General features: G+C 47.5%; 20 protein-coding genes. 8 read left to right on the top strand and 12 right to left on the bottom strand.

The features are described from left to right. Positions 1-23: 23 nt before the first annotated feature. The 3 genes from TSUB_RS11645 to TSUB_RS11635 are packed head-to-tail and all read right to left on the bottom strand — an operon-like array spanning position 24 to position 4,801. On the bottom strand, positions 24-1,550 hold the full coding sequence (locus tag TSUB_RS11645) for a SpoVR family protein (RefSeq protein WP_087016511.1): 1,527 nt from the start codon (positions 1,548-1,550) through the stop codon (positions 24-26). Between the two features lie 26 nt (positions 1,551-1,576). Continuing rightward, on the bottom strand, positions 1,577-2,845 hold the full coding sequence (locus tag TSUB_RS11640; RefSeq protein ID WP_087016502.1) for a YeaH/YhbH family protein: 1,269 nt from the start codon (positions 2,843-2,845) through the stop codon (positions 1,577-1,579). A gap of 21 nt (positions 2,846-2,866) precedes the next feature. Continuing rightward, positions 2,867-4,801 (bottom strand): PrkA family serine protein kinase, encoded by a 1,935-nt coding sequence (locus TSUB_RS11635; RefSeq protein WP_087016503.1) that lies wholly within the window; start codon positions 4,799-4,801, stop codon positions 2,867-2,869. Between the two features lie 125 nt (positions 4,802-4,926). On the opposite strand from TSUB_RS11635, the gene TSUB_RS11630 reads away from it, so the two are divergent. Beyond that, complete coding sequence (locus TSUB_RS11630; RefSeq protein ID WP_159064762.1) at positions 4,927-5,148, top strand: hypothetical protein; 222 nt, start codon at positions 4,927-4,929, stop codon at positions 5,146-5,148. 76 nt (positions 5,149-5,224) lie between these two features. Beyond that, entirely contained in the window at positions 5,225-5,602 is a 378-nt protein-coding gene (locus tag TSUB_RS11625; RefSeq protein ID WP_087016504.1) for a VOC family protein, read from the top strand. Positions 5,603-5,632: 30 nt separating this feature from the next. On the opposite strand, the gene TSUB_RS11620 is transcribed toward TSUB_RS11625, so the two are convergent. Together TSUB_RS11620 and gap are read right to left on the bottom strand one after the other, a co-directional pair. Then, positions 5,633-6,499, bottom strand: a complete 867-nt coding sequence (locus tag TSUB_RS11620; RefSeq protein ID WP_087016505.1) for a D-hexose-6-phosphate mutarotase — start codon at positions 6,497-6,499, stop codon at positions 5,633-5,635. Positions 6,500-6,779: 280 nt separating this feature from the next. Beyond that, positions 6,780-7,775: a type I glyceraldehyde-3-phosphate dehydrogenase gene (gap, locus tag TSUB_RS11615; RefSeq protein WP_087016506.1), complete on the bottom strand. Its 996-nt coding sequence runs from the start codon at positions 7,773-7,775 to the stop codon at positions 6,780-6,782. Positions 7,776-8,399: 624 nt separating this feature from the next. Between gap and msrB the strand changes: the two genes are divergently transcribed. Further along, positions 8,400-8,798, top strand: coding sequence for a peptide-methionine (R)-S-oxide reductase MsrB (gene msrB, locus TSUB_RS11610; RefSeq protein WP_087019181.1), 399 nt, complete (start codon positions 8,400-8,402; stop codon positions 8,796-8,798). Here msrB and TSUB_RS11605 read toward each other — a convergent pair. After that, the gene (locus TSUB_RS11605; protein WP_087019179.1) at positions 8,771-9,583 is read right to left on the bottom strand and encodes a DUF2989 domain-containing protein; all 813 of its coding nucleotides are present in this window, start codon (positions 9,581-9,583) and stop codon (positions 8,771-8,773) included. The genes msrB and TSUB_RS11605 overlap by 28 nt on opposite strands. Before the next feature lie 230 nt (positions 9,584-9,813). Here TSUB_RS11605 and TSUB_RS11600 point away from each other — a divergent pair, with 230 nt between their 5' ends. Next, positions 9,814-10,086, top strand: coding sequence for a YeaC family protein (locus TSUB_RS11600; protein WP_087019177.1), 273 nt, complete (start codon positions 9,814-9,816; stop codon positions 10,084-10,086). A gap of 51 nt (positions 10,087-10,137) precedes the next feature. Here TSUB_RS11600 and ansA read toward each other — a convergent pair whose 3' ends face one another. Next, positions 10,138-11,151, bottom strand: coding sequence for an asparaginase (gene ansA, locus TSUB_RS11595; RefSeq protein WP_087019176.1), 1,014 nt, complete (start codon positions 11,149-11,151; stop codon positions 10,138-10,140). Positions 11,152-11,280: 129 nt separating this feature from the next. Continuing rightward, complete coding sequence (sppA, locus tag TSUB_RS11590) at positions 11,281-13,128, bottom strand: signal peptide peptidase SppA (RefSeq protein ID WP_087019174.1); 1,848 nt, start codon at positions 13,126-13,128, stop codon at positions 11,281-11,283. Positions 13,129-13,289: 161 nt separating this feature from the next. On the opposite strand from sppA, the gene TSUB_RS11585 reads away from it, so the two are divergent. The 3 genes from TSUB_RS11585 (at position 13,290) to TSUB_RS11575 (ending at position 18,114) form a co-directional block, all read left to right on the top strand. Next, complete coding sequence (locus TSUB_RS11585; RefSeq protein WP_192867835.1) at positions 13,290-15,326, top strand: NADPH-dependent 2,4-dienoyl-CoA reductase; 2,037 nt, start codon at positions 13,290-13,292, stop codon at positions 15,324-15,326. Positions 15,327-15,488: 162 nt separating this feature from the next. Beyond that, complete coding sequence (locus TSUB_RS11580) at positions 15,489-16,037, top strand: NAD(P)H nitroreductase (protein ID WP_087019170.1); 549 nt, start codon at positions 15,489-15,491, stop codon at positions 16,035-16,037. Between the two features lie 124 nt (positions 16,038-16,161). Then, complete coding sequence (locus TSUB_RS11575) at positions 16,162-18,114, top strand: DNA topoisomerase III (protein WP_087019168.1); 1,953 nt, start codon at positions 16,162-16,164, stop codon at positions 18,112-18,114. 25 nt (positions 18,115-18,139) lie between these two features. Here TSUB_RS11575 and TSUB_RS11570 read toward each other — a convergent pair whose 3' ends face one another. After that, a complete protein-coding gene (locus tag TSUB_RS11570; protein WP_087019166.1) occupies positions 18,140-19,759 on the bottom strand; it encodes a GGDEF domain-containing protein in 1,620 nt (539 codons plus the stop codon). 285 nt (positions 19,760-20,044) lie between these two features. After that, positions 20,045-20,740 (bottom strand): SDR family oxidoreductase, encoded by a 696-nt coding sequence (locus TSUB_RS11565; RefSeq protein WP_087019164.1) that lies wholly within the window; start codon positions 20,738-20,740, stop codon positions 20,045-20,047. Positions 20,741-20,854: 114 nt separating this feature from the next. On the opposite strand from TSUB_RS11565, the gene TSUB_RS11560 reads away from it, so the two are divergent. Then, positions 20,855-21,133: a hypothetical protein gene (locus tag TSUB_RS11560; RefSeq protein WP_087019162.1), complete on the top strand. Its 279-nt coding sequence runs from the start codon at positions 20,855-20,857 to the stop codon at positions 21,131-21,133. Between the two features lie 19 nt (positions 21,134-21,152). On the opposite strand, the gene TSUB_RS11555 is transcribed toward TSUB_RS11560, so the two are convergent. After that, the gene (locus tag TSUB_RS11555) at positions 21,153-22,973 is read right to left on the bottom strand and encodes a DUF3413 domain-containing protein (RefSeq protein WP_087019161.1); all 1,821 of its coding nucleotides are present in this window, start codon (positions 22,971-22,973) and stop codon (positions 21,153-21,155) included. 34 nt (positions 22,974-23,007) lie between these two features. After that, a complete protein-coding gene (locus TSUB_RS11550) occupies positions 23,008-23,229 on the bottom strand; it encodes a YejL family protein (RefSeq protein ID WP_087019159.1) in 222 nt (73 codons plus the stop codon). Positions 23,230-23,275: the final 46 nt, after the last annotated feature.

Raw genomic sequence — 23,275 nt, 5'->3', positions numbered from 1 at the left:
TGCCTTTTTTGATCGCTGTGTATTTAGATTTCAGTGTTGTATTGATTACGCTTAGGGCAGGTGCCTAAGATCTGCACGCGACCATCTGGTAGTTCCTCTTCTAAAGTGATATCAAAGCCCCACAAGCGATAGAGGTGTTTGAGTACTTCATCATAGGTCTCGGCTAAAGGAATACGGTCGTGCGGTACATAACGTAACGTAAGAGAGCGGTCACCACGCAGAGCGACGTTCCAAACCTGAATGTTTGGCTCGTGATTACTGAGGTTATACTGTGCCGATAGCTTTTCACGTAGCAGGCGATACCCTTCTTCATTGTGTATGACATCAACTTCGACATAGTTGTGTTTATCATCATCTGTCACGCTGAATAACTTAAAGTCGCGCATCACTTTGGGTGATAAGTATTGGCTAATAAAGCTTTCGTCTTTAAAGTTCTGCATCGCAAAGTGCAGCGTATCTAGCCAATCTGATCCCGCAATATCAGGGAACCAGTGTTTGTCTTCTTCGGTAGGCTCTTCACAAATTCGCCGTAAATCAGTGAACATGGCAAAGCCCAATGCGTAAGGGTTGATACCACTGTAATAAGGGCTGTTATACGGCGGTTGTGCAACAACATTAGTGTGGCTATGAAGAAACTCCATAATAAACCGATCGGTGACCAGTCCCTCTTCATAGAGATGGTTCAAAATCGTGTAGTGCCAAAAGGTTGCCCAACCTTCATTCATGACTTGGGTCTGTTTTTGCGGGTAGAAGTATTGACTGACCTTGCGCACAATACGCACGATTTCTCGCTGCCAAGGCTCGAGTAATGGCGCGTGTTTTTCAATGAAATAGAGTAAGTTCTCTTGTGGTTCTTGAGGAAAGCGTGTGTGCTCCTCTTCCTGTTTTTCTTGTTGAACGGGAATAGTACGCCATAACGCATTGACTTGGGTTTGAAGGTAGTCTTCTCGCGCTTGTTGTCGCGCTTTTTCCTCTGCCATAGAGATACGCTCTGGGCGTTTATAGCGGTCGACACCGTAGTTCATCAAGGCATGACAAGAGTCCAATAACTTTTCGACATCTTCGACACCGTATTTTTCTTCACACTCTGTGATGTACTTCTTGGCAAACAAGAGGTAATCAATAATTGAGTTGGCATCGGTCCAAGCTTGAAAAAGATAGTTACCTTTGAAGAAAGAGTTATGTCCATAGCAAGCATGTGCCATCACCAACGCTTGCATGGTAATTGTGTTTTCTTCCATCAAATAAGCGATGCAGGGATCTGAGTTGATGACGATTTCATAAGCTAGTCCCATTTGACCATGCTTATATCCCTGCTCGGTTTCAATAAAACGTTTACCAAACGACCAGTGGTTGTAGTTAATTGGCATGCCAATCGAAGAATAGGCATCCATCATCTGTTCGGCAGTGATTATCTCGATCTGATTTTGGTAGTAATCGAGACGGTAGTGCTCTGCCACACGGCGTATTTCTGTGTGGTAGTCTTCAAGTAACGAAAAAGTCCAGTCCGGACCATCGCTGAGCGGTGTGTTACGCTTCTTGTTTGTCATCGCAACTTCCCCATAAAATTCGACCACTAACTGACTTGTTTTTTGAATAGCTCTCTGAATACAGGGAATATGTCTTCCGTGGAGCGAATATTCTGCATAGCAAAGTTTTCGTAGTTAGCTTGTAAGGTCTCGTATTCTCGCCATAAGGTTTGGTGAGCGCGGCGAGTAATTTCAATGTACGCGTAGTAGCGCGAGACGGGCAAAATCGATGTCTCAAGGAGCTCGCGACAGCCTGGTGAATCGTCTGCCCAGTTATCGCCATCAGATGCTTGCGCTGCATAGATATTCCACTCAGTGGGTGAGTATCGCTTCTTGACGATCTCATCCATCAATCTCAGCGCACTCGACACTATGGTGCCGCCGGTTTCTTGGGAGTAGAAAAACTCGTGCTCATCGACCTCTTTTGCTTGTGTATGGTGACGTATAAAAACCACTTCGACATTCTTATATGTTCTGTTCAAGAACAAATAGAGCAGTATGTAGAAGCGTTTTGCCATATCTTTCGTGGCTTGATCCATCGAACCCGAGACGTCCATTAAACAGAACATTACCGCTTGGCTACTAGGAATCGCTTTACGCTCATAGTTTTTGTAGCGTAAATCGAACGTATCCAAGAACGGCGTTGCGGCGATTTTATTTTTAAGTGCCTCGATTTGTTGCTTGAGCTCGTCCTCTTCAAACGGGCGCGCAGGTTCGGTGCTGCGCAACTCTTCGAGTTTGGCTTCCAGTTCACGCAGTTCGCGGCGTTTGCCCGCATTCATGGCAGTGCGACGCGCTAGCGAGTTTTGCAAAGAGCGAACGATCGCTATATTGGCGGGCACACCATTGGCCTTGAAGCCAGAGCGGAAGGTTTTCCACTCGACCAGTTTGTTCATCTGATTTTTCTGCAGATTTGGAAGCTCTAGATCCTCAAAGAGGAGATCAAGATATTCATCTTTAGATATCTGAAAAACAAACTCATCTTGTCCTTCGCCATCAGGGCTCGCTTGTCCCTCACCAGCGCCGCCTCCAGCGCCACCTTGCGGGCGTTCAATTTTGTCGCCAGGTACGAATTGGTCGTTACCTGGATGAACCATGTCGCGTCTACCGCCTTTGCCTTGACGAAATTGAGGTTCAGAAATGTCCCGAGAGGGAATGGAGATATTCTCTCCACTCTCTACATCGGTAATTGAACGGCTGTTTACCGCATCGGAAATCGACTCTTTGATCTGCTGTTTGTGGCGGCGCAGAAAACGTTGCCGATTGACTGTGCTCTTGTTTTTACCGTTGAGCCTTCGGTCAATAAAGTGCCCCATCAGCGTCTCCCATCAGCAAGATTAAGACGATTTACGCACGCGTAAATACCATTCAGACAACAGCCTTACCTGTTTGCGGGTGTAGCCTTTCTCCATCATGCGTGCAACGAAGTCATCGTGTTTCTTCTGCTCTTCCGTTGACGTTTTGGTGTTGAAGGAGATAACGGGTAGCAACTCTTCGGTATTCGAGAACATTTTCTTCTCGATCACGGTGCGCAGTTTTTCGTAACTGGTCCAGTTTGGGTTCTTGCCGGAGTTGTTGGCGCGCGCTCGTAAGACGAAGTTGACTATCTCATTCCGGAAGTCTTTCGGGTTACTGATACCAGCGGGCTTTTCGATTTTTTCTAACTCGTTATTGAGCGCAGAGCGGTCAAAAAGCTGTCCGGTTTCTGGATCTCGGTACTCTTGATCTTGAATCCAGAAATCGGCATAGGTCACGTAGCGGTCAAAAATATTTTGGCCGTACTCAGAGTAAGACTCGAGATACGCGGTTTGAATTTCTTTGCCGATGAACTCGACGTATTTCGGGATCAAGAAGCCCTTGAGGTGCTCTAGGTATTTTTCAGCTACATCAGCAGGGAATTGCTCTCGCTCGATTTGCTGCTCTAGCACATAGAAGAGGTGAACGGGGTTCGCCGCCACTTCTGAGTGGTCGAAGTTAAACACTCTAGATAGGATTTTGAAGGCGAAACGAGTGGAAAGACCATTCATGCCTTCATCAACACCCGCATAGTCACGGTACTCTTGGTATGACTTCGCTTTCGGGTCGGTATCTTTGAGCGTTTCGCCATCATAAACACGCATTTTTGAATAGATGCTTGAGTTTTCAGGCTCTTTCAAGCGTGATAGCACACTAAAGCGGGCGAGAATTTCCAACGTACTTGGAGAGCAAGGCGCTTGGTCTAATTCACTGCTCATGAGCAGTTTGTCGTAAATCTTGATCTCTTCTGAGATGCGCAAACAGTAAGGCACCTTGACGATGTAGACACGGTCTAGGAAGGCTTCATTATTTTTGTTATTGCGGAATGTTTGCCATTCAGACTCATTGGAGTGCGCCAGAATCATGCCATCAAATGGCAGCGCAGAGAGGCCTTCTGTACCGTTGTAGTTGCCCTCTTGAGTTGCGGTGAGCAAAGGGTGAAGCACTTTAATAGGGGCTTTGAACATCTCTACGAACTCCATTAGGCCTTGGTTGGCCTTACAGAGTGCGCCTGAATAGCTATAGGCATCAGGGTCATCTTGCGAGAAATGCTCTAGCTGGCGAATGTCGACCTTACCCACCAAAGAGGAAATGTCTTGGTTGTTTTCATCCCCCGGCTCTGTTTTCGCGACGCCGACTTGGTCAAGTATGGATGGACGAACCTTCACCACTTTGAATTTAGAGATGTCTCCCCCAAACTCATGCAGGCGCTTGGCAGCCCATGGGGACATAATCGAACGCAAGTAGCGCTGCGGGATACCATACTCTTTTTCAAGGATGTCGCCGTCTTCTGACGCGTCAAAGAGGCAGAAGGGGTGATCATTGACCGGGCTACGTTCACCGTCAGCGGTGAGAATGTAGATTGGCACCTTTTGCATTAAACTTTTCAGTTTTTCAGCAAGCGAGGACTTACCCCCACCAACAGGGCCAAGTAGGTATAAAATCTGTTTGCGCTCTTCGAGGCCTTGTGCGGCATGTTTGAGGTAAGAAACGATCTGCTCGATAGCCTCTTCCATGCCATAAAAGTCTTCAAAGGTTTTGTATCGGGAGATAACGCGGTTTGAGAACAAGCGACTGAGTCGCGGTACTTGCGCGGTATCAATCATTTCTGGCTCGCCAATCGCCATGAGTAGGCGCTCAGCGGCGTTAGCGTAAGCACTGCGGTCCTCACGGCAGATCTCTAAGAATTCTTGAATCGTCAGCTCTTCATCTTTAGCTGCCTCATAACGCTGGCGGTAATGGTCGAAAATACTCATGGTTTTGCCCCTTAAATCGTTCTCTGATCTACTGGAAAGGACGGCGCACAGTTTCTTTCTCATCCTCTCATTTAAGCCTAGTCTCTGCTGTGATGATTTGCGTGATTAGATTGTGGTACAGCAGATTGGAAAAACTGAAAAATATCAATTGGATTGTTCGCCCCCTGCCTTGGGCTTTATACATAAACTATTTGCCTAAAAAGCGTACTCCGCAAGTAAATAACGGAAAAAAACTATGGCTAATACTTTGTTTAGCAATAAGAAAAGTAGGTGATTGCACCGTGAAGCCAGAGCTGATGGGCATTGAAGAGAGGGAGGGGCAAAGCAGGGTTAGACCAATGGCTTAGTCAATTTGTGTTTATTTTTAGGGATGAAACAACAGAGTTGGCATAAGCTGATTGAGAATGCATATAGGAGCGTATTATGAATCTTTCGTTTGTCGATACCGTCTCGATCCCCGTTGCTGATCAGTCAAAGGCATTGAAATTCTACCGTGATGCGTTGGGCTTTATTTTGTTGAGAGATGTGTCTCAGCACAAAGATCGCTGGGTGCAACTGGTACCGCAAGGAGGACAAACGACAATTTCATTGGTAAAACCGTTTGCTTCGATGCAACCGGGTTGCGTGCAAGGTTTAATGGTAAAAACGGACGATATTCAACGGACGTGTGACGCATTATGTCAGCGTGGGGTTAACGTTTCAGAGATTTGTGCGACGATTGGTGGACGGTTTGCCACGTTCAACGATCCTGATGGTAATGGATGGGTTATCGTTGAAGCACAACAGGTCATGAGTGCCTGACCTGTTGTGAAAAGGCTATTTTATCGACCGTTAACTGGCGCTAACGTTGGTCGCGAGAGTATGGGACTCACCCGGTGCGAGCGTGACGGTTTCGCCACTAATTGTTGACTCGACACAGACCATGGTTTCGTAGCTGTTGTCAGCCATATCACCCATCGCAGTTGATAGCTCAACCCATGGGTTCCAAATGACAGCACAGTTGTCACCGCTATTTTCAACGGTTAGCTGGCGCTGGCCATCAGCAATGACGATGGCGTTTTCTGGTTGCGTGTAAACGCGGTCTGTTTCTGAATCGAAGCGCAGGGTTTCTCCGCCTTCAAAGGTATCGCCATTTTGAAGACTATCAATGTAGCTCGGACCCATACCGGTAATTGCTGTGTTTTGAATAGCATCGACTTGGAAGTAGCTATGCAAGGCGCCGCTGTAATCCCAGCTCTTATCATCGGTGTTGGTGGTGATGAGTTCTACCGACAATGTTTTGCCAATTTTAAAGAGCAGTTGGTTTTTGAACTTGTTAGGCCAGATATCGCGGCTTGCTTCGCTGTCTTGTAGGGTGAGAGAGACAATCACACCTTCATCATTTTCGCGATGTTCGTCCAAGGTCCACAAACTGGTGCGAGCAAAACCGTGAGAAGGATTAGCGACTTTACCAAACCAAGGCCAGCAAACGGGGATACCACCTCGAATGGCTTTAGCCGTATTAAACTCAGCTTTCTCACTCAGCCAGATGATGTCATCGTTGCCCGTCGGCTTATAGCCGATGAGGTGACCACCATGAAGTGAGATCGCGGCTTCTGCCAATGGGTGACGAACTGAGATAACAGGGATGCCGTCGAGATCGCAAATCGTCACGTAATCAGATAGTGCATTGACTGGCTTCAGAGATAATTGGTGCATCAGAACTCCTTGTCTAACAAATCAAGCGTAGGTGGATTGGATGGTTCTCACCTGTGCTAAATACCAGCCTAGAGAAGTGCCGTTTACAACATAGTGCTGTAATAACGTGCTCACCGTGACGAGAAAGCGCTCACAAGGTAATCCTTATGACCACTGATTTACCTTCGCGATGGCGCGCAAAACACAGCGAAAACGAACGGATACGTATGAAGCTGGAAAATATCGAGTCATAAAAAAAGCGGCTGTTAAGCCGCTTTTTATCAAGTCTTAAGACGATTGATTACTTAGAGATGTGAGCAATCAGGTCTAGAACTTTGTTTGAGTAACCGATTTCGTTGTCGTACCAAGATACAACTTTAACGAATTTGTCAGTTAGAGCAACACCCGCTTTTGCATCGAATACTGAAGTTTGAACTTCACCGATGAAGTCTTGAGATACAACTGCATCTTCAGTGTAACCAAGAACGCCAGCCATTTCGCCTTCTGAAGCAGCTTTCATAGCAGCACAGATTTCGTCGTAAGAAGCAGCTTCTTTTAGGTTAACAGTTAGGTCAACTACAGAAACGTTAGCAGTTGGTACGCGGAAAGCCATACCAGTTAGTTTGCCGTTTAGCTCAGGAAGAACAACGCCTACTGCTTTAGCAGCACCAGTTGAAGATGGGATGATGTTCTGAGAAGCACCACGACCACCACGCCAGTCTTTCGCAGAAGGACCGTCAACAGTCTTCTGAGTAGCAGTAGTAGCGTGAACAGTAGTCATAAGACCAGACTCGATGCCCCACTTGTCGTTAAGAACTTTAGCGATTGGCGCTAGGCAGTTAGTAGTACAAGAAGCGTTAGAAACGATGTCTTGACCAGCGTAAGAATCTTGGTTTACGCCCATAACGAACATTGGAGTTGCGTCTTTAGAAGGACCAGTTAGAACAACTTTCTTCGCACCAGCAGTGATGTGTTGACGAGCAGTTTCGTCAGTTAGGAAGATACCTGTTGCTTCAGCAACTACATCAACACCAACTTCGTCCCACTTAAGGTCAGTTGGGTTACGCTCAGCGGTAACACGTACAGTCTTACCGTTAACGATTAGGTTACCACCTTCAACTTCAACAGTACCGTTGAAACGACCGTGAGTTGAATCGTACTTAAGCATGTACGCCATGTAATCTACGTCGATAAGGTCGTTGATCGCTACAACTTCGATGTCGTTACGCTCAACAGATGCACGGAAAACGAAACGGCCAATACGGCCAAAACCGTTAATACCTACTTTGATAGTCATTATAGTTGCTCCACAACTTAATAGTTCTTGATGAAAGTAATTGGTAGTAAAATTACAAAATCCAACGTGACGCTGCAAGCAAAATTCGAACTTTTATTGCTTGAGGTCAAAAATCCTGACGGATTTTGTTTACATCTTGACTACATGATTGATATTTACTCGTCTTGTAACCTGATTCAGGTCACATTAAGCGTTAAGCAAACTATCAATACTCATAGATGCAGTGAGTTGCGGGTAGTTTCATATCGTTTATTTACTACCTGCAATAGTTTCAAGCGAAAAGTATGTGCCACAGTGTTGTAGAAATGCAACTACAACTTTAGTCGAGCTAAGCATTTCATTCGATAATCCTCCCTCAAAAGCCTGCTGTTTTTAACATCTACTATCTGCTTGCCACAGCATACTGTGGTGTTGTTTTGTCTATATTGAGTGAAAGCCACTATAGAAAAGGGGGTATGGGCGTTTGACATCACATTATGTACTAGGATGAGGGGAAAAAGAGAAGAGAGTGTAGTGAAAAAAGAGTAGGTATTATATTGTTACACAATGTGTGTGCTCGCGCCTTTTTTTACTTATATTTTATTGAATTAGAGTACATACCTTAGAAAATATGACAGGCAGAGTATGAACAAAACCGATCAAGAGTGGCGTCAGCAGCTCACAGATGAAGAATATCGCGTGTGCCGTGAGCAAGGCACCGAGGCCCCGTTTAGTGGCAAGTTGCTGCATAACCACAAGGATGGCGTTTACTACTGTACGTGTTGCCGTGCGCCGTTGTTTAAATCAGAAAGTAAATATGATTCGGGTTGCGGCTGGCCAAGCTTTGATGCACCAATTTCGAAAGAGGCGATTCGGTATCTTGAAGACTTCAGCCACGGTATGCACCGCGTTGAGATTCGTTGTAGCCAGTGTGATAGCCATTTAGGGCATGTTTTTCCCGATGGTCCACCAACCACTACTGAGCGATACTGCGTGAACTCGGTTTCGTTGAAGTTTCAAGATGTTGGTGGTGACAACACGTAGTTGCTGCGGCGGTAGTGGCCTCTTTTTAGGTCTTTCGCAATGCGTTTGGCTACATCGTTGAGGTATTTATATTGCTCTTCTGGCATTGGGTAGAGCTGCTCCAAGCGGGCTTGATTAGCCACGGGGAGTTCGAAATGCTGTGCGACCTTTGACCAAGTGTATGCTGCGTAGCGTTGCTTGAGCTGGTGGCTCATTGTTGCCAGTGTGATAATGAGGTCAGGCTCAAAATTCTCTTCCCCTTCAACGAGTTCTAGCCCGCGTTGAAGAATTCGTTGGGTACGTTTTTTATCAAAGCTTGCATAATAACTGGCAAGTGCAAGTTGCAACGCTGGAGTATCTAACTGCGGGGTGCCTTCTAAGGCAAGAAAACTCTGTTTCGCACTTTCGTCACCGTGGCTCCAGCGGTAGTAGATAATCTCTGGATCTGTCGAATCACTTAGCATCAACATTAAGCGCTCGATTTCTTTATAACTCTCTATTAATGCATCCGTACGTAGCGTTTTTCTCTCTTTCAACTCGGTGGGTTCGATTGGCGCGACGAGCTCCAAACAGCGTTGATACTCTTTGGTGAACTTGAGCGCCTTGAAGACATTTTGCTCAGTTGGATCATTTTTTACATCATATCGCTGCCAAATGAGATTGGTGCGTTGAATTCGGCACTGGCCATCACCGTTGTTCAGGTTGGCACACACTTCAGGGTTGGCCTGACAAAGGCTCTCCGTGGTGCGATGTTGCTCTCCACATGCAGTGAGTAAGAGCGCCGCAGTGATCAGATACTTTTTCATAGAGTATTAGGGGTATTCGCCAGTGAAAAACGGTGGAATTCAAGGGTTTTATCATCATGTGTTGTAAAAAGTGAAACCGCAAGCAGTTTGGTGCTTTTCCGTTACGCTTAAGGAGTAAAATTGGGTATCTTATTCAAAAATTAAAATAAACCTGTCAGCTAATTGCGTATGCAAATTTTAAAGCATGGCAATTTGAGGTGGCTTGAGGATAAAAAAGTAAAGGAAGCAAAATGGATATCGAGACGCTATTGAATGCGATGACGCCAGAGATTTTTGATCGCCTTCGCTATGGTGTGGAAACGGGAAAATGGCCAGATGGTACGGCGTTAACGCCGCAACAGCGCGAGCAAGCACAGCAAGCCGTGATGCTATACCAATCGCGTCATAACCATGAAGCAAGCCATATGTCTATCGCTGCCGGCGGCGAGATGAAGATCATGTCGAAAGCTGAAATGAAGCGAAAATGGCAAGGTGGCGAAGATATCGACGTGAAAGCGATCTAACTAAAAAACGCAGCCCAATGGGCTGCGTTTCTGTTTTTAAGTGCGGTGAGATTAGAGTGTCATTTCACCACGCAGGTCTTGTTGCATCTGCGTTCGGATAGTTTCCATCGGCAGATCTTTGCTCAGCAGGTAATGTAGCTTGGCTAAAGCCGCTTCTGGGGTCATATCATAACCACTAAGTACACCTGCATCGGCAAGTGCATTGCCCGTCGCATAACCACCCATGTTCACTTTACCTGATAGGCATTGAGTTAGATTCAGTACAATCACACCGCGCTCGTACGCTTCTCGAATATGACCGAGTAGGGCTGGGTTCTGTGGCGCATTACCCACACCAAAGGTCAACAGGATCATCGCGTTAACGGGTTGGCGCAGTGTATTTCTAATCACCTCGGGTGAAATACCTGGGTACATAGTGATCACGCCAACCGGTTGTGGCGTGATGTGATGGACTCGAAACTCGCCTTCTGGCTTTTTATCCAACTCAACATGGCTACTGACGCGAATGTTAATACCTGCCTCGAGCAGCGGAGGCAGGTTAGGGGAATCGAATGCATCAAAGCCGTCGGCGTGGGCTTTTGTCGAGCGATTACCGCGAATCAGTTTGTTATTGAAGAACAAAGTGACTTCGTTGATCGGATAGTTCGCGGCGATATGCAGGGCATTCAACAAGTTACTTTGGCCATCAGAGCGAAGCTCCGCAATCGGAATCTGTGAGCCAGTGACAATGACTGGTTTGCCAAGGTTCTCTAGCATAAATGACAAGGCAGATGCGGTGTACGCCATGGTGTCAGTACCATGTAGGATGACAAACGCATCGTAGTTGTCATAGTTGTCCATGATATCGTCAGCAATGCGCTGCCAATCTGCCGGGCACATATCCGAGCTATCGATCAGTGGATCGTACTCGTGGATAGTGAACTTAGGCATTTCAGGACGATGGAACTCAGGAAGATTGTCTAATTGGTTTTGCATGAACCCCGCAACAGGCACATAGCCTTGCGCTGATTTTTGCATACCAATGGTACCGCCAGTATAGGCGATGTAGATATGTTTTCTTTCCATTTGGATGTCACAGACTTAGAACAGGTGGGCGCATTATACGCGTGGTACATGGAATACCAAACTGGCGAAAGGCACATTTATTAGAAAAAAAGCCCGCCGAAGCGAGCTTTTTCATGATTTGTGATGGTATTAGCGAATTTCAGCGCAGTTTAAGCAGTAAGCCATCTGACCTTTTGGATCGTTCAATGTGTCCAACAAGGTCATTGCTTGTGTCACCTCTTTTGCGGGCTTAACCAAGCTAGTTGGCATCGCATTGGCAATGCTGTGCGCTAACGGTGCACTCACATTGTTTGCGATCTCTTGTAAGAAGGCTTCCATCGGTGCGAGCGGGCGGCGAATCCAGTTAATGCGATAGGTATCTAATTCTGCCAGTGAGGCGGCTTTTTCAAGGGCGTCATCAAAATCACCAACTTCATCGACTAAACCGAGTCTGAGGGCATCTTGTCCTGTCCAGACGCGTCCCTGAGCAACGTTATCCGCTTCTTCAAGCGACATGTTGCGATGTTCTGCTACTAGTGAGATAAAGCGGTGGTAACCATGCTCGATACCTAGCTGGAAGAGTTCAGCAACTTCCTGCGATAGCGCGCGCGTTACACCGACCCCTGCAAGCGGGGTTGTACCTACGCCATCAGTGTAGATTCCCCAGTTAGCAAGGCTGTCTTCGAAGGTAGTCAGCAGTCCAAAGATACCAATCGAGCCAGTGAGTGTCGTTGGCTGGGCGATGATAGCGTCGGCACTGCTGGCAATCCAGTAACCACCGGATGCAGCGGTTGAAGACATTGAGACGACAACAGGTTTGCCTGCGGCTTTGAGTGCATCGACTTCATTGCGAATCACTTCAGACGCAAACGCGCTTCCGCCCGGACTATTGACGCGAAGAACAACGGCTTTAACAGCATCGTTATTGCGCGCTTGAGCAAGCAGTGCGGCGGTTGTGTCACCGCCGATGGCACCTTGCTGCTCTTGACCGTCCATGATGGCACCGCTCGCAACAACAACGGCGATTTGATCGTTGCTGTAAAGTAGGTTCTCTTGTGGTGAGTAATCGTAGTAGCTAATGCGCTGATAGCTACCATCACCGTCGTCACCAAATAAGCTGACTAGTTTATCAATGGCTTCTTGGCGGGTGGTTAACGTATCTACGAGTCCTTGCTCTAAGCTAAACTTGGCGTAGTTACCGTTCACTTTACGCAGCGCTGCAAGTAGGTCATCTATTTCTGGTGTTAACGCGTCAGCCGTCATCTTGCGGTTACTCGCCACGTCATCCACGTACGCTTGCCATAACTGATCTAGCCATGCAGCATTGGCTTCCCGCGCTTGGTCAGACATGCTGTCTCGGGTATAAGGTTCGACAAAGGATTTATAGGTACCAACGCGAAAAACGTGAGTATTGATATCGAGCTTTTCAAATAATGACTTGTAGTACAGGCGATAGCTGCCATAACCCGTCAGCAAAACGCCACCATCTTTTGACATCATAATGGAGTCCGCGTAAGACGCGAGATAGTACTGGCTCTGAGTAAAAATCTCGCCGTAGGCGTACACAGGTTTCCCCGCCAACTTAAACTCGTCAATGGCCTTACCAATATAGCGTAACTGAGTCAGGCTGGTATCAGAGAGCTGACCTAATGACAGGACTAAGCCAGTGATATTGTCATCTGAGGCGGCAAAACGGATGGTTTCGACAATATCAAAAAGGACATTTTCCTTCGGAGGCTCTTGTCCAAATGCGGATTGCGTCAAGGTATCAAGCGCAGAGCTGTAAGTGCGCTTCTCAACGATTGTACCATTGAGGTTAAGCACCAGTGCCGATGGTGTGTCTAACATCGGCTCTTCCGTATCTTGCTGGGTAAGCGCAAAAAGCATCACACCGATAAAGAAGAAAAATAACAAGTTAATAATGAGTAGGCGAGTAAAGTTGATGCCTTTCCAGATCCAACGGAAAAGGGTCGCAATGCCTTTAAAGAGCAATTTCATAGCCTTAGAGCCTTATAGGTGTATTTGCTTCTATCCTAGCGCACTTGGCTGGGAAAAACAGTGTAAAAATGTAGCTGTGTTATCAATATGTAAACAGTCGTTTGAAATTTGTTAACGCAGCGCCTAAACTGGTCAGACCATACTAGATGAAAGGTGTCGTTATGGCTGGTTATCCAAACTTGTTAGCGCCATTAGACTTGGGCTTTACCACCTTAAAGAACCGGGTACTTATGGGCTCGATGCATACGGGGCTGGAGGATATGCGCGGTGGGTTTCCTAAGTTAGCCGCCTTTTATGCAGAACGAGCGAAGGGAGGTGTAGGGCTGATTGTCACTGGGGGCTTTTCGCCGAACTGGCGTGGCCGACTACACCCAATGGGCGCACAGTTTAGCCATGGTCGCCATCTCAGTAAGCATCGATTATTGACGGACGCCGTTCATCGCCATGATGGTAAGATCGCTCTGCAAATGCTCCATGCGGGGCGATATGCGATGCACCCTTTTGCGGTTGGCGCATCTGCGATTCGCTCACCTATTTCCCGTTTTTGTCCTGCCAAGATGTCTCAACGTCAGATTGCTCATACCATCATGGATTTTGCGAACAGTGCCGCTTTGGCAAAGCAAGCGGGTTATGACGGCGTTGAGGTGATGGGATCGGAAGGCTACTTGATTAATCAGTTCCTTTGCCAAAGAACCAATATGCGCGCCGATAAATGGGGAGGGAATAGTGAAAATCGGATGCGGTTGGCATTAGACATTGTGAAAGCGATTCGCACTCAAGTTGGCCCAGACTTCATTGTGATTTTTCGTATTTCCATGTTGGATTTGGTTGAACAAGGGAGTCATATTGATGAGGTGATAGCGTTAGCGCAAGCACTTGAAAAAGCAGGGGTGACATTGTTGAACACGGGGATCGGTTGGCATGAAGCAAAAGTACCGACGATTGCTACACAGGTGCCACGAGGAGCGTTTAGCTGGGTGACGGAAAAGCTTAAGCAGGCTGTCTCGATTCCTGTTGTGGCCTGCAATCGAATAAACACCCCTGATGTAGCGGAACACATTCTTCAAACCGGCCAAGCCGATATGGTCTCGATGGCGCGTCCTTTTCTAGCTGATCCCGAATTTGTGAGTAAGGCGGCAGCAGGCAAACCGGAGGCCATTAATACCTGTATTGGTTGCAATCAAGCGTGCCTAGACCATGTCTTTGCGATGAAACGCGCGACATGCTTAGTGAACCCTTTTGCTTGCTATGAGACTGAGTTGATTGTTTCTAAAGCCAAAACGCCGACTCGGGTTGCCGTAGTGGGAGGGGGGCCGGCCGGGCTGTCTTGCGCATTGACGGCCGCGCAACGCGGTATGGCGGTGACGTTGTTTGAGCGTAGAGAGGCAATTGGAGGCCAATTTCGATTTGCGATGAGGATTCCCGGAAAAGAAGAGTTTCGCGAAACGATCCGCTATTTCGAATATCAGCTTCACCAACACAATGTTGAAGTTGTGTTGGGTGAGACAGCGACAGTCGATCAGCTCGCCAACTTCGATCATGTCGTGCTAGCAACGGGTGTGAAGCCGCGCGTCCCCGAGATCGAGGGCATTCATCACCCGAAAGTGATTGATTATCAAAATTACATTGATAGTCAACCAGAGCTCGGGCGGCGAGTTGCGATCATGGGCGCGGGTGGAGTTGGGGTGGATGTTGCCTCGATGGTCAGTGAGTCGAGGATGGAAGATGGACAAACGCATAATGAAACGTTGTCTGATTGGTTATCAGAATGGGGGATCGATAAGGATCAGCGCGGCGAAGGTAGCCTCAAACGGCCCTTGCTAAGACCCTCCGCAAGGCAAATCTGGCTGTTGCAACGTAAGCAAGGCAAGATGGGTAAAGGGCCCGGAAAAACAACAGGCTGGATCCACAAAGCTACCCTTGAAAAACGGGGGGTTGAAATGCTTGCTGGTGTTCACTACGAAAAGATTGATGATGAAGGCCTCCATCTCTTAGTCGAAGGGCAGCCACGTGTGTTGGACGTGGATACGATCATTAACTGTACTGGCCAAATCAAAGAAGAGGGCTTAGTAGGGCGGCTCGCAGCAGAAAACATTGTCGCTCATGTCATTGGCGGGGCAAAGTTCGCTGGAGAGCTAGATGCAAAACGCGCTATCCGTGAAGGGGTGATCACTGCAATGGCGTTAGGTGAATCCTAACTGGGTAACTCCCCTAGAGCTATGTTAAGGTATTGTTATATACTCAAGCACCTTGAGGTGGCTTGAGTCTATGCCCAAGTTGTCTCAACAGGCTTGGGTTTCACTATTCTATTGATCTTCGAAGATGAAAGAACGTCATCTTGATATTGTTTTGGAGCAAAAATGGACGCATTGGAACTGTTGCTTGAACGTCGCTCACTACCCAAACTGGTTTCACCAGCACCTCAAGGTCGGGCGTTGGAAAACATTCTGAAGGCGGGTTTAAGGGCACCCGATCACGGCGCGTTAACACCTTGGCGCTTCATTGTTGCTGTCGATGATGGCTTGCAGCGTCTCGCGGATATCTTGGTGGCAGCGGCAACGGCAGATAACGCGGATGAAGGCGTGATTTCAAAGGCGAGTAAAGCCCCATTTCGTGCCCCAATGGTCATCACCGTGGTGGCCAAGGTCTCTGAGCACGACAAAGTGCCAGCGATAGAGCAGATTGTTTCTGCTGGCTGCGCGACTCACGCAATGCAAATGGCGGCGGTCGCACATGGCTTTGGTGGATTTTGGCGCACTGGGAACTGGGCTTATCATCCGGTTGTGAAAAAAGCGTTAGGCTTAAGCGGTGACGATGAAATCGTCGGTTTTCTTTATATCGGTACGCCAAACTGTGTCTCTGCAAAAGTCCCTCAGCGTGATATTGATAAATTCGTGAGTTATTTGTAAGCACAATAGTCGCGTTACCCCACATTGAAAGTGTATTCGAGCCCAGATTGTTCTGGGCTTTTTATTGCTTCTCATACTGGTTTTATATACAGTTTAGCGAACACTACTTTATTGTCACTTTGTTATGTCGCGTCTCTATATCGCAGAAAAACCCAGCCTTGGTCGTGCTATCGCTGCTGTTCTTCCCAAACCCCATAAAAATGAACAAGGTTATATCAAGCTAGGCAATGGCGACATTGTGACCTGGTGCGTTGGCCATTTGCTCGAGCAAGTGGAGCCTGACGCCTATGATGAGCGCTATAAGAAGTGGTCTTTGGCTGATTTGCCGATTTTGCCTGAACAGTGGCAGTTAAAGCCGCGCAGCTCTGCCTCGAAGCAGTTGAGCGTGATTCGAAAATTGGTGAAGTCGGCGAATGAGATTGTTCACGCGGGTGACCCTGATCGTGAAGGACAATTGCTTGTCGATGAGGTGATTGATTATCTAAAAGTACCGCAGACCAAAAAGCGCAGTGCGAAGCGATTACTGATCTCTGATTTAAATCCGCCTGCGGTAAAACGCGCACTTAACCAACTACGTGATAACAGTGAGTTCGTGCCGCTTTCGGTCTCCGCGTTGGCTCGCTCCCGTGCTGATTGGGTTTACGGTATGAACATGTCGCGTGCCTACACCTTGCTCGGTAAACAAGCAGGATACAATGGTGTACTGTCTGTGGGGCGAGTACAAACCCCCGTGCTAGGCTTGGTGGTACGTCGAGATGACGAAATCGCCAATTTTGTTCCTAAGGCTTATTTTGAGCTTGATGCGCTTATTCCCTATGAAGGTGCAGATATCAAAGCGCGTTGGCAGCCGAGTGAAGCCTGCCAGCCATACCAAGATGAAGAAGGGCGCGTGATCTTGCGGTCGTTGGTTGAGAACGTACAGCGCCGAATCGCGAATCAACCCGCAGAGGTGGTGGAGAGTGATCGCAAAATCAGTAAGCAGTCTGCACCATTGCCTTACTCATTGTCTGCATTACAGATAGATGCGGCAAAACGTTTCCAGATGTCTGCTGCGGATGTATTGGCGGTCTGTCAAAGCTTGTATGAGAAACATAAATTGATCACTTACCCGCGGAGTGATTGTCGCTACTTACCTCTGGATCACTATCAGCAGCGACAAAGTGTCATGGATGCTATTGCCAACAACAGCAGTGAACTTTCTAGCGGTGTGCATCAAGCAGATATGAGTTTGAAGTCGAAAGCGTGGAATGACAAGAAAGTCGATGCTCACCACGCCATTATACCAACGCCAAAGCAGCTAAAAAGTGCACAAATCTCAGGTAGAGAAGCGCAAATCTATGGATTAATTGCGCGCCAATACGTGATGCAGTTTTATCCGGCTGCGGAGTATAACGACGCCAAGTTGGTGTTTGAAATTGGTGGGGGGCGGTTTATCGCAAAAGGGCGTAGCCTCAAAAATCCTGGTTGGAAGGCACTGTTGGGTAAAGCGCAACAAGATGACGAAGTGATCGATGCGTTAGTACCTCCGTTGACGAAAGGCACAGTGCTGACCTGCCGTGAGGGGGTGATCTTAGACAAAATGACCGAGCCACCTCGGCACTTTACTGAAGCCACGTTACTGCAAGCCATGACAGGGATCGCGCGTTTTGTGGCGGACAAGTCATTGAAGAAGATACTGCGAGATACGGACGGATTAGGAACTGAGGCGACCCGGGCAGGTATTTTAGATACCCTGTTTAAACGTCAGCTATTATCGCGGCAAGGAAAAACCATACGTGCCACCGAAGCGGGTCGTGGGCTGATCTACGCATTACCAGAGCTTGCTGTTTATCCTGATATGACGGCGCACTGGGAGCATCAACTGCAAGATATTGCTGAAAAGCGTGGCGCGTACCAGCCCTTTATGGCTGCGCTCACTACGCAGATTGGTGAGTTTATGCATACGGCTCAGCATGATGCAGTACCGGCTAGTTTATACTCTTTGCCAGAGGTGAAGCGTCCGGCCTTTAAAAAGCGCAACAGAAAAGGGACGACAAAAGCCTCTACGAGAGGGAAATCGAAACCAAAAGCCAAGTAGTTGAGGTTGATTGAATGCTTACAGTCTATGCCGAGACGCGAATCGCCTCACAAGCTTGGTTTCTACCTTGGGTTTTGGCACGGTAAAGCGCTGTATCCGCCATGACATAGAGTTCTTGTGATTTCTGATTTCGCTGTGGTGTCATTGTTGCGACACCGATACTCACCGTCACTTTTAGTGAACCATCTGGGTGAGGCAGCCCTAGATTTTGCACGGCTTCGACCATTTTTTGTGCCGCATAGTGGGCGGCAGATTGATCGCAGCCCGGCAAGATATAGGCAAATTCTTCCCCACCAAGCCGAGCAAAGAGCGCACCTGCTCTGCGTTCACACTGTTTAAGGGCATGGGCAACTTTAATCAAACATTGATCGCCTTGCTGATGACCGTAGGTATCGTTGTAGCGTTTGAAAAAGTCGATATCGATAATCAACAGTGACAGGGGGAGTTGGTGACGTTCAGCTCTTCGCCACTCTTCTTGCAATACATCATCAAACACGCGTCGGTTGGCGACTGCGGTGAGCGGGTCCTCTTTGGAGAGCCTTTCAAGCTCGGTATTGGCAAGTTCAAGCTGCTTGGTGCGCTCTTCCACACGCTGCTCTAGCTGCTGGTTGAGTGACAAGAGGGCGTCTTCTGCGGCGCGTCTTACCATATGTTGTGAGAGTGTCGCGCCAAACTGCTTGAGGATCTGTTTATGGTAGCCTTGCAACGGCGCGCCTGAGACAAGGTTATCGACCGCGATCCAACCCAGTAAGGTCTTATCATTCCACAGCGCGACATAGCCGTTCCAGCCAAAGCCGACTGGCGACATATCTTGATAGAGAGGCACGTCTTCTTGGAAAAGCAGAAACTGTTTCTCTTCCAATGTTTTCTGAGCAAGCGGGTGATTGGTGAGCGGCGAACTAAAATAGCGCTCATCAATTGTTTCTCCCCTGACATCGGTGCCAAAGCTGCCTTGGACTTCCTTCGCTTCATCATTAAAAAGCAGGACGCCCATGCGGTCAATATGTAGCATACGCTTACCATCTTCGACGGCACAGCGGAGCAGAGATGTCATGTTTTCCGCACGAGATAACATAGAAGAGAGATCATGCAAGGCTTGGAGTTGTTCAAGTAGGGCGCGTTGTTGGTTTTGGCTATTGAAGAGTTCATTTTCGACATTGCGACGAGAAGAGTACTCATCATGGGCGGTTTCATTCAGTAAACGCCCGTCGAGCTCGGAGGCGAGCAACGCGGAGAGAATGTGAAAATCGTCGGCCAGCAAATGTTCGTTTGTTTTCAGATCGATGACCAAACAGCCAAGGGAGCGGGCTTTTCGTTCTAGGGGCAACCAGAGGCGTTGTGTTTTTCCCTCATCAACCAAATTCGGCTTATTGGCACGCATTGCCTGATTAATGAGATAGAAGGGAATGTCGATATTTTGGTCGATGTTAATGGGCGGGTAGTGATATTGAACCTGGGTGGTGTTCATATCAAGTAACAGTTTCCACTCAGATTGATGGGAAACGAGTAGCGTCAATTGAACAGCATTAAAGCTGTCAATAAATTGACAACACATCGACTCACATAAACTTTGCAAGCCTTGGTTCTTGTTCCACTCATTGCTTAAATCGCGATAAAAGCGGTTTACACAAGGACTCAGTGCCATATCGCGCCCCTCAATTTGTCACTCCCAGTCCTCAAGCATGAGTGTGAAACAGTTTTCATTCAAATTTGATATGAGAAACTACTTCGTGCTTAACGTTGTAGTGTGAAAAGTATCATATTGTTGCAGAATTATGGCGGCCCAACTTCAAAGTTATCGATGGGGCTAACAGTTTTTTGCGTCAAAATAGGCTTGTACATTTTGTTGTCGGTCATTTTGAACTCGGCAAATGTTAAATCGTGGTGTCTATATCGCCATGATTAAAGTATCAAGAGGGCGGTATGTTGCTTACCAAGGGATGTTGGTGCCATCATAGTTTATAAAGTGGCCGCTTTGCGCATCAGTGAGGTTTTCAATCACTGAAATAAGGCCGTTCGCACTGACTTCGGGTGAGATAAGGGCATTAGGTCCGCCCATCGCCGTTTGTACCCAACCAGGGTGTAAGGCGACGCACTTTACTCCATCGACATACAAATCGTTGTGAAGACTTTTAGTGACAGAGTTGAGTGCAGCTTTTGACGAGCGATAGATATAACCCCCGCCACTGGTGTTTTCTGTCATGCTACCCACTTTAGAAGAGAGCATCGCAATGGTCGCTTTTGTCGGTCTCAGCCTAGACAGGAAGGTTTCCACCAGTTTTAAAGGAGCGATGGTGTTGATTTCAAGCACGCGGCGCCACTCGTCTATATCTGTGTTGCCCAGCTCATAGCCTTTGGGACCATAGTAGCCAGCGTTGTTGATCAGAAGATCGATGTTGGCGAAAGGGAAGCGTTTTTCAATCTCATGGATAGCAGGGTAGTTGGTGATATCTGCTCGGATAGTAGTGAGATTGCTATCGCTGTTTGCTAGCCCATCAAGCGTGTCGTTGTCACTCGTTTGTCGAGATATTGCCACTACCTGCCACTTTTTTGACAGAAAGGCTTGGGTCATCGCCAATCCAATCCCGCGATTTGCGCCCGTAATCAATACGACCTTTTGCGTCATAATAAATATCCTCTTTATTTCAATATCTTAATCGTTAATTTGAGTATGAGTTGGCAAATTAGCACACTCTTTGCACTAACGCATTATAGAGTGAATTGTAGAAGGATAAGGACAATGAACAGCGCAAAATGGTTAGTACTGAGTATGATGTTTGTCGGCCCATTGTTTGGGTGCGCATCGACAACTCGATTCGAAACCTTGCAGTCACTCGGCTTTGAACGTGAATACCTCGATGGCTATCAAGATGGATGTTTTTCTCGCACGGAAGGCGGAAATACACATCTGAACGATTATCGACAAGACTATGAACGCATGCTCAAAGATGTGCGTTATAACAATGGTTGGAACGACGGTTATCGCCAATGTATGGCAAGCAATCAGCGCCTCTACTAGGCGCTGCCAAAAAGCATGACTATTCGGAATCGTTAGCGTAAAAACGCTTTAGCTCATGCATCACTTGCATTAAGTTTGAGAGCTTGGGACGGGCATCTTTATTCGCGCGATAGTGTGTATCGTACACAGTGTAATTGCCATATTTATCTACGACAGTGGTCGACTTAGGATCGATGAGCACGATGTCTCGACTGTCGCCTGCCAGCACCCACCGTCGCGACGAGTCTTCATCGAAAAGGTTGATACCGCTGCTGTAACTCTCGGACGGCACCGACGCTTGCAGTAGGCTTTCCATCAAGGTTGGTACGATGTCCAAGTGGCTTGTTTGGCGCGTTATGGTGGCTGCTTCTTGCTCAGGCCATTGCATGATCAGGGGCACCTGCAGTTGATAGCGGCTGTAGTTAGAGTTCGCACCCCAACTATTGGTCTTAGTTTCGTTGAACTCTAGGCCGTGGTTAGCAGTAATGATCACTATGGTGTTGTCTTGGGCTGCGGAAACTGCTTCAAGCACAAGGCCAAGCTGCTTATCCAATGAGTAAGCCGCATTTTTGTAATCGGTGAGCAAGGCCACTTCCATCGAGGCTTCGTCGGGTAGGTTAAATTTCCCTGCTGCTGTATCAAGCTGCTCAGCATGCGCAATGCCAGTGAGCTCCAAGTAGCTAAACTGTTTCTCTTCGCTATCAAACCAATCTAACCACGCGGTAATCGCATCTTGATCAGTATGGGTTTCCTGTGCAGTGGCTTCTTTGAGTAGCGGCGCGGAGAAAATGGCTTGGTAGTAAATCGGCGCTGTAAAGTTATCGCCACTGAATAGGCCGAAGGCGTAGTCGTTATCAAGGAGTGCTTCAAAAAGCACAGGCTTAGCGGCAGATGCGCGAACGCTCGGAACGTAGTTACCCGGCAAACCGTAGACTAAACCAAATACGCCAACCATATTGTCATTGCTGCTGCTGTAATGTTGCGTGTAGCGAAGACGATTTTCGGCGAACTGATTGAGGTTTGGCATAATCTCTGCCGTCACCATATCAGCACGTAAGCTGTCGATCATAATCATGACGACATTGTGTTCTGCGTCCATTCGCTCAAATGTGAGCGGTTGACGAGGGTAAGTGAGGCTATCACTCTCTTCTAAACCTAGCTCTTCGCGTCGCTGCGCATACTCTTCACGGTCGAAAAAGCCATGCTTCTCCATGAAGGTCTTCGCTGTCATCGGATAAGAGAGCGGAAAGGTTGAACGTTGCGAGGTGATATTGCTATCAAGTGATGCGTCACCCCACACATAAATAAGGTGGCTCGAGACAAAACAGAGGGTAAAGAATATCGCAATTGGCCCACCGACATGCCTGCGGGTCAATTTACGTAGCTTTCGCCATAGTACTTCAGACAATACCATCTGAAGCAGAAAGATCAGTGGGACACTGACAAACAGGTATTGCCAACGCGCATTGACTTCAGTGCGTTCACCGCTAACAAGCAAGTCCCATACGAGGGGGCTGAGATGTAAATTCAGCGTTTCGTAGGCGTGAGTATCGAGCAACATGACGGTGAGGCCGACAGTTGACACCAGCACGGCAAACAAGCGCATTAAACGCTGTGATGGTACAACAAAGGTCGCAGGGAAGAGGATAAGTAGGTAGATAGCAAAACAAAGGAAGCTGAAATGGCCAAACCAATTTAACCCTAAGTAAGTAAGCCCTAACAAACTGGATGGCATGTCTGAATGGAGGATATAGCGAATCCCCAATGCCATTGCTGCAAATATATTAAAGAAGCAGAACCAGTGTCCCCAGCTAATAAGCTGAGATACCTTTTCACGGTACTGGGGCGAACTATCTACCATAGTGGTCTTGTCATCAATCCTGGTTGCGCTGTGACTATTTTTTGTCTTTTACTGAGCTGCGTAAGGCGGCTGCAAACTTATCTGCAATCGCTTCACGTTGACCATCTGGAACATTGTTGTTGATGATATTGGTAGCGAGATCACCCACGATCATCAGTGACAAATCTGCCGGAGCTCGATGATTTTCCAATACATTTATCATGTCGTTTAGGATAGCTTCAACTTGTTTGTCGCTGTATTTTGACGTAACTGGCATAAGAATTTCGGTTTAAAGTTAACACAAAGCTGCTTATCATAACTCA

Origin of the sequence: Thaumasiovibrio subtropicus (assembly GCF_019703835.1) — a bacterium.
In the GTDB taxonomy this organism is placed as follows: domain Bacteria; phylum Pseudomonadota; class Gammaproteobacteria; order Enterobacterales; family Vibrionaceae; genus Thaumasiovibrio; species Thaumasiovibrio subtropicus.
Note: the sequence above shows the minus strand (reverse complement) of the source record. Positions and strands in the feature narration are given on the sequence as shown.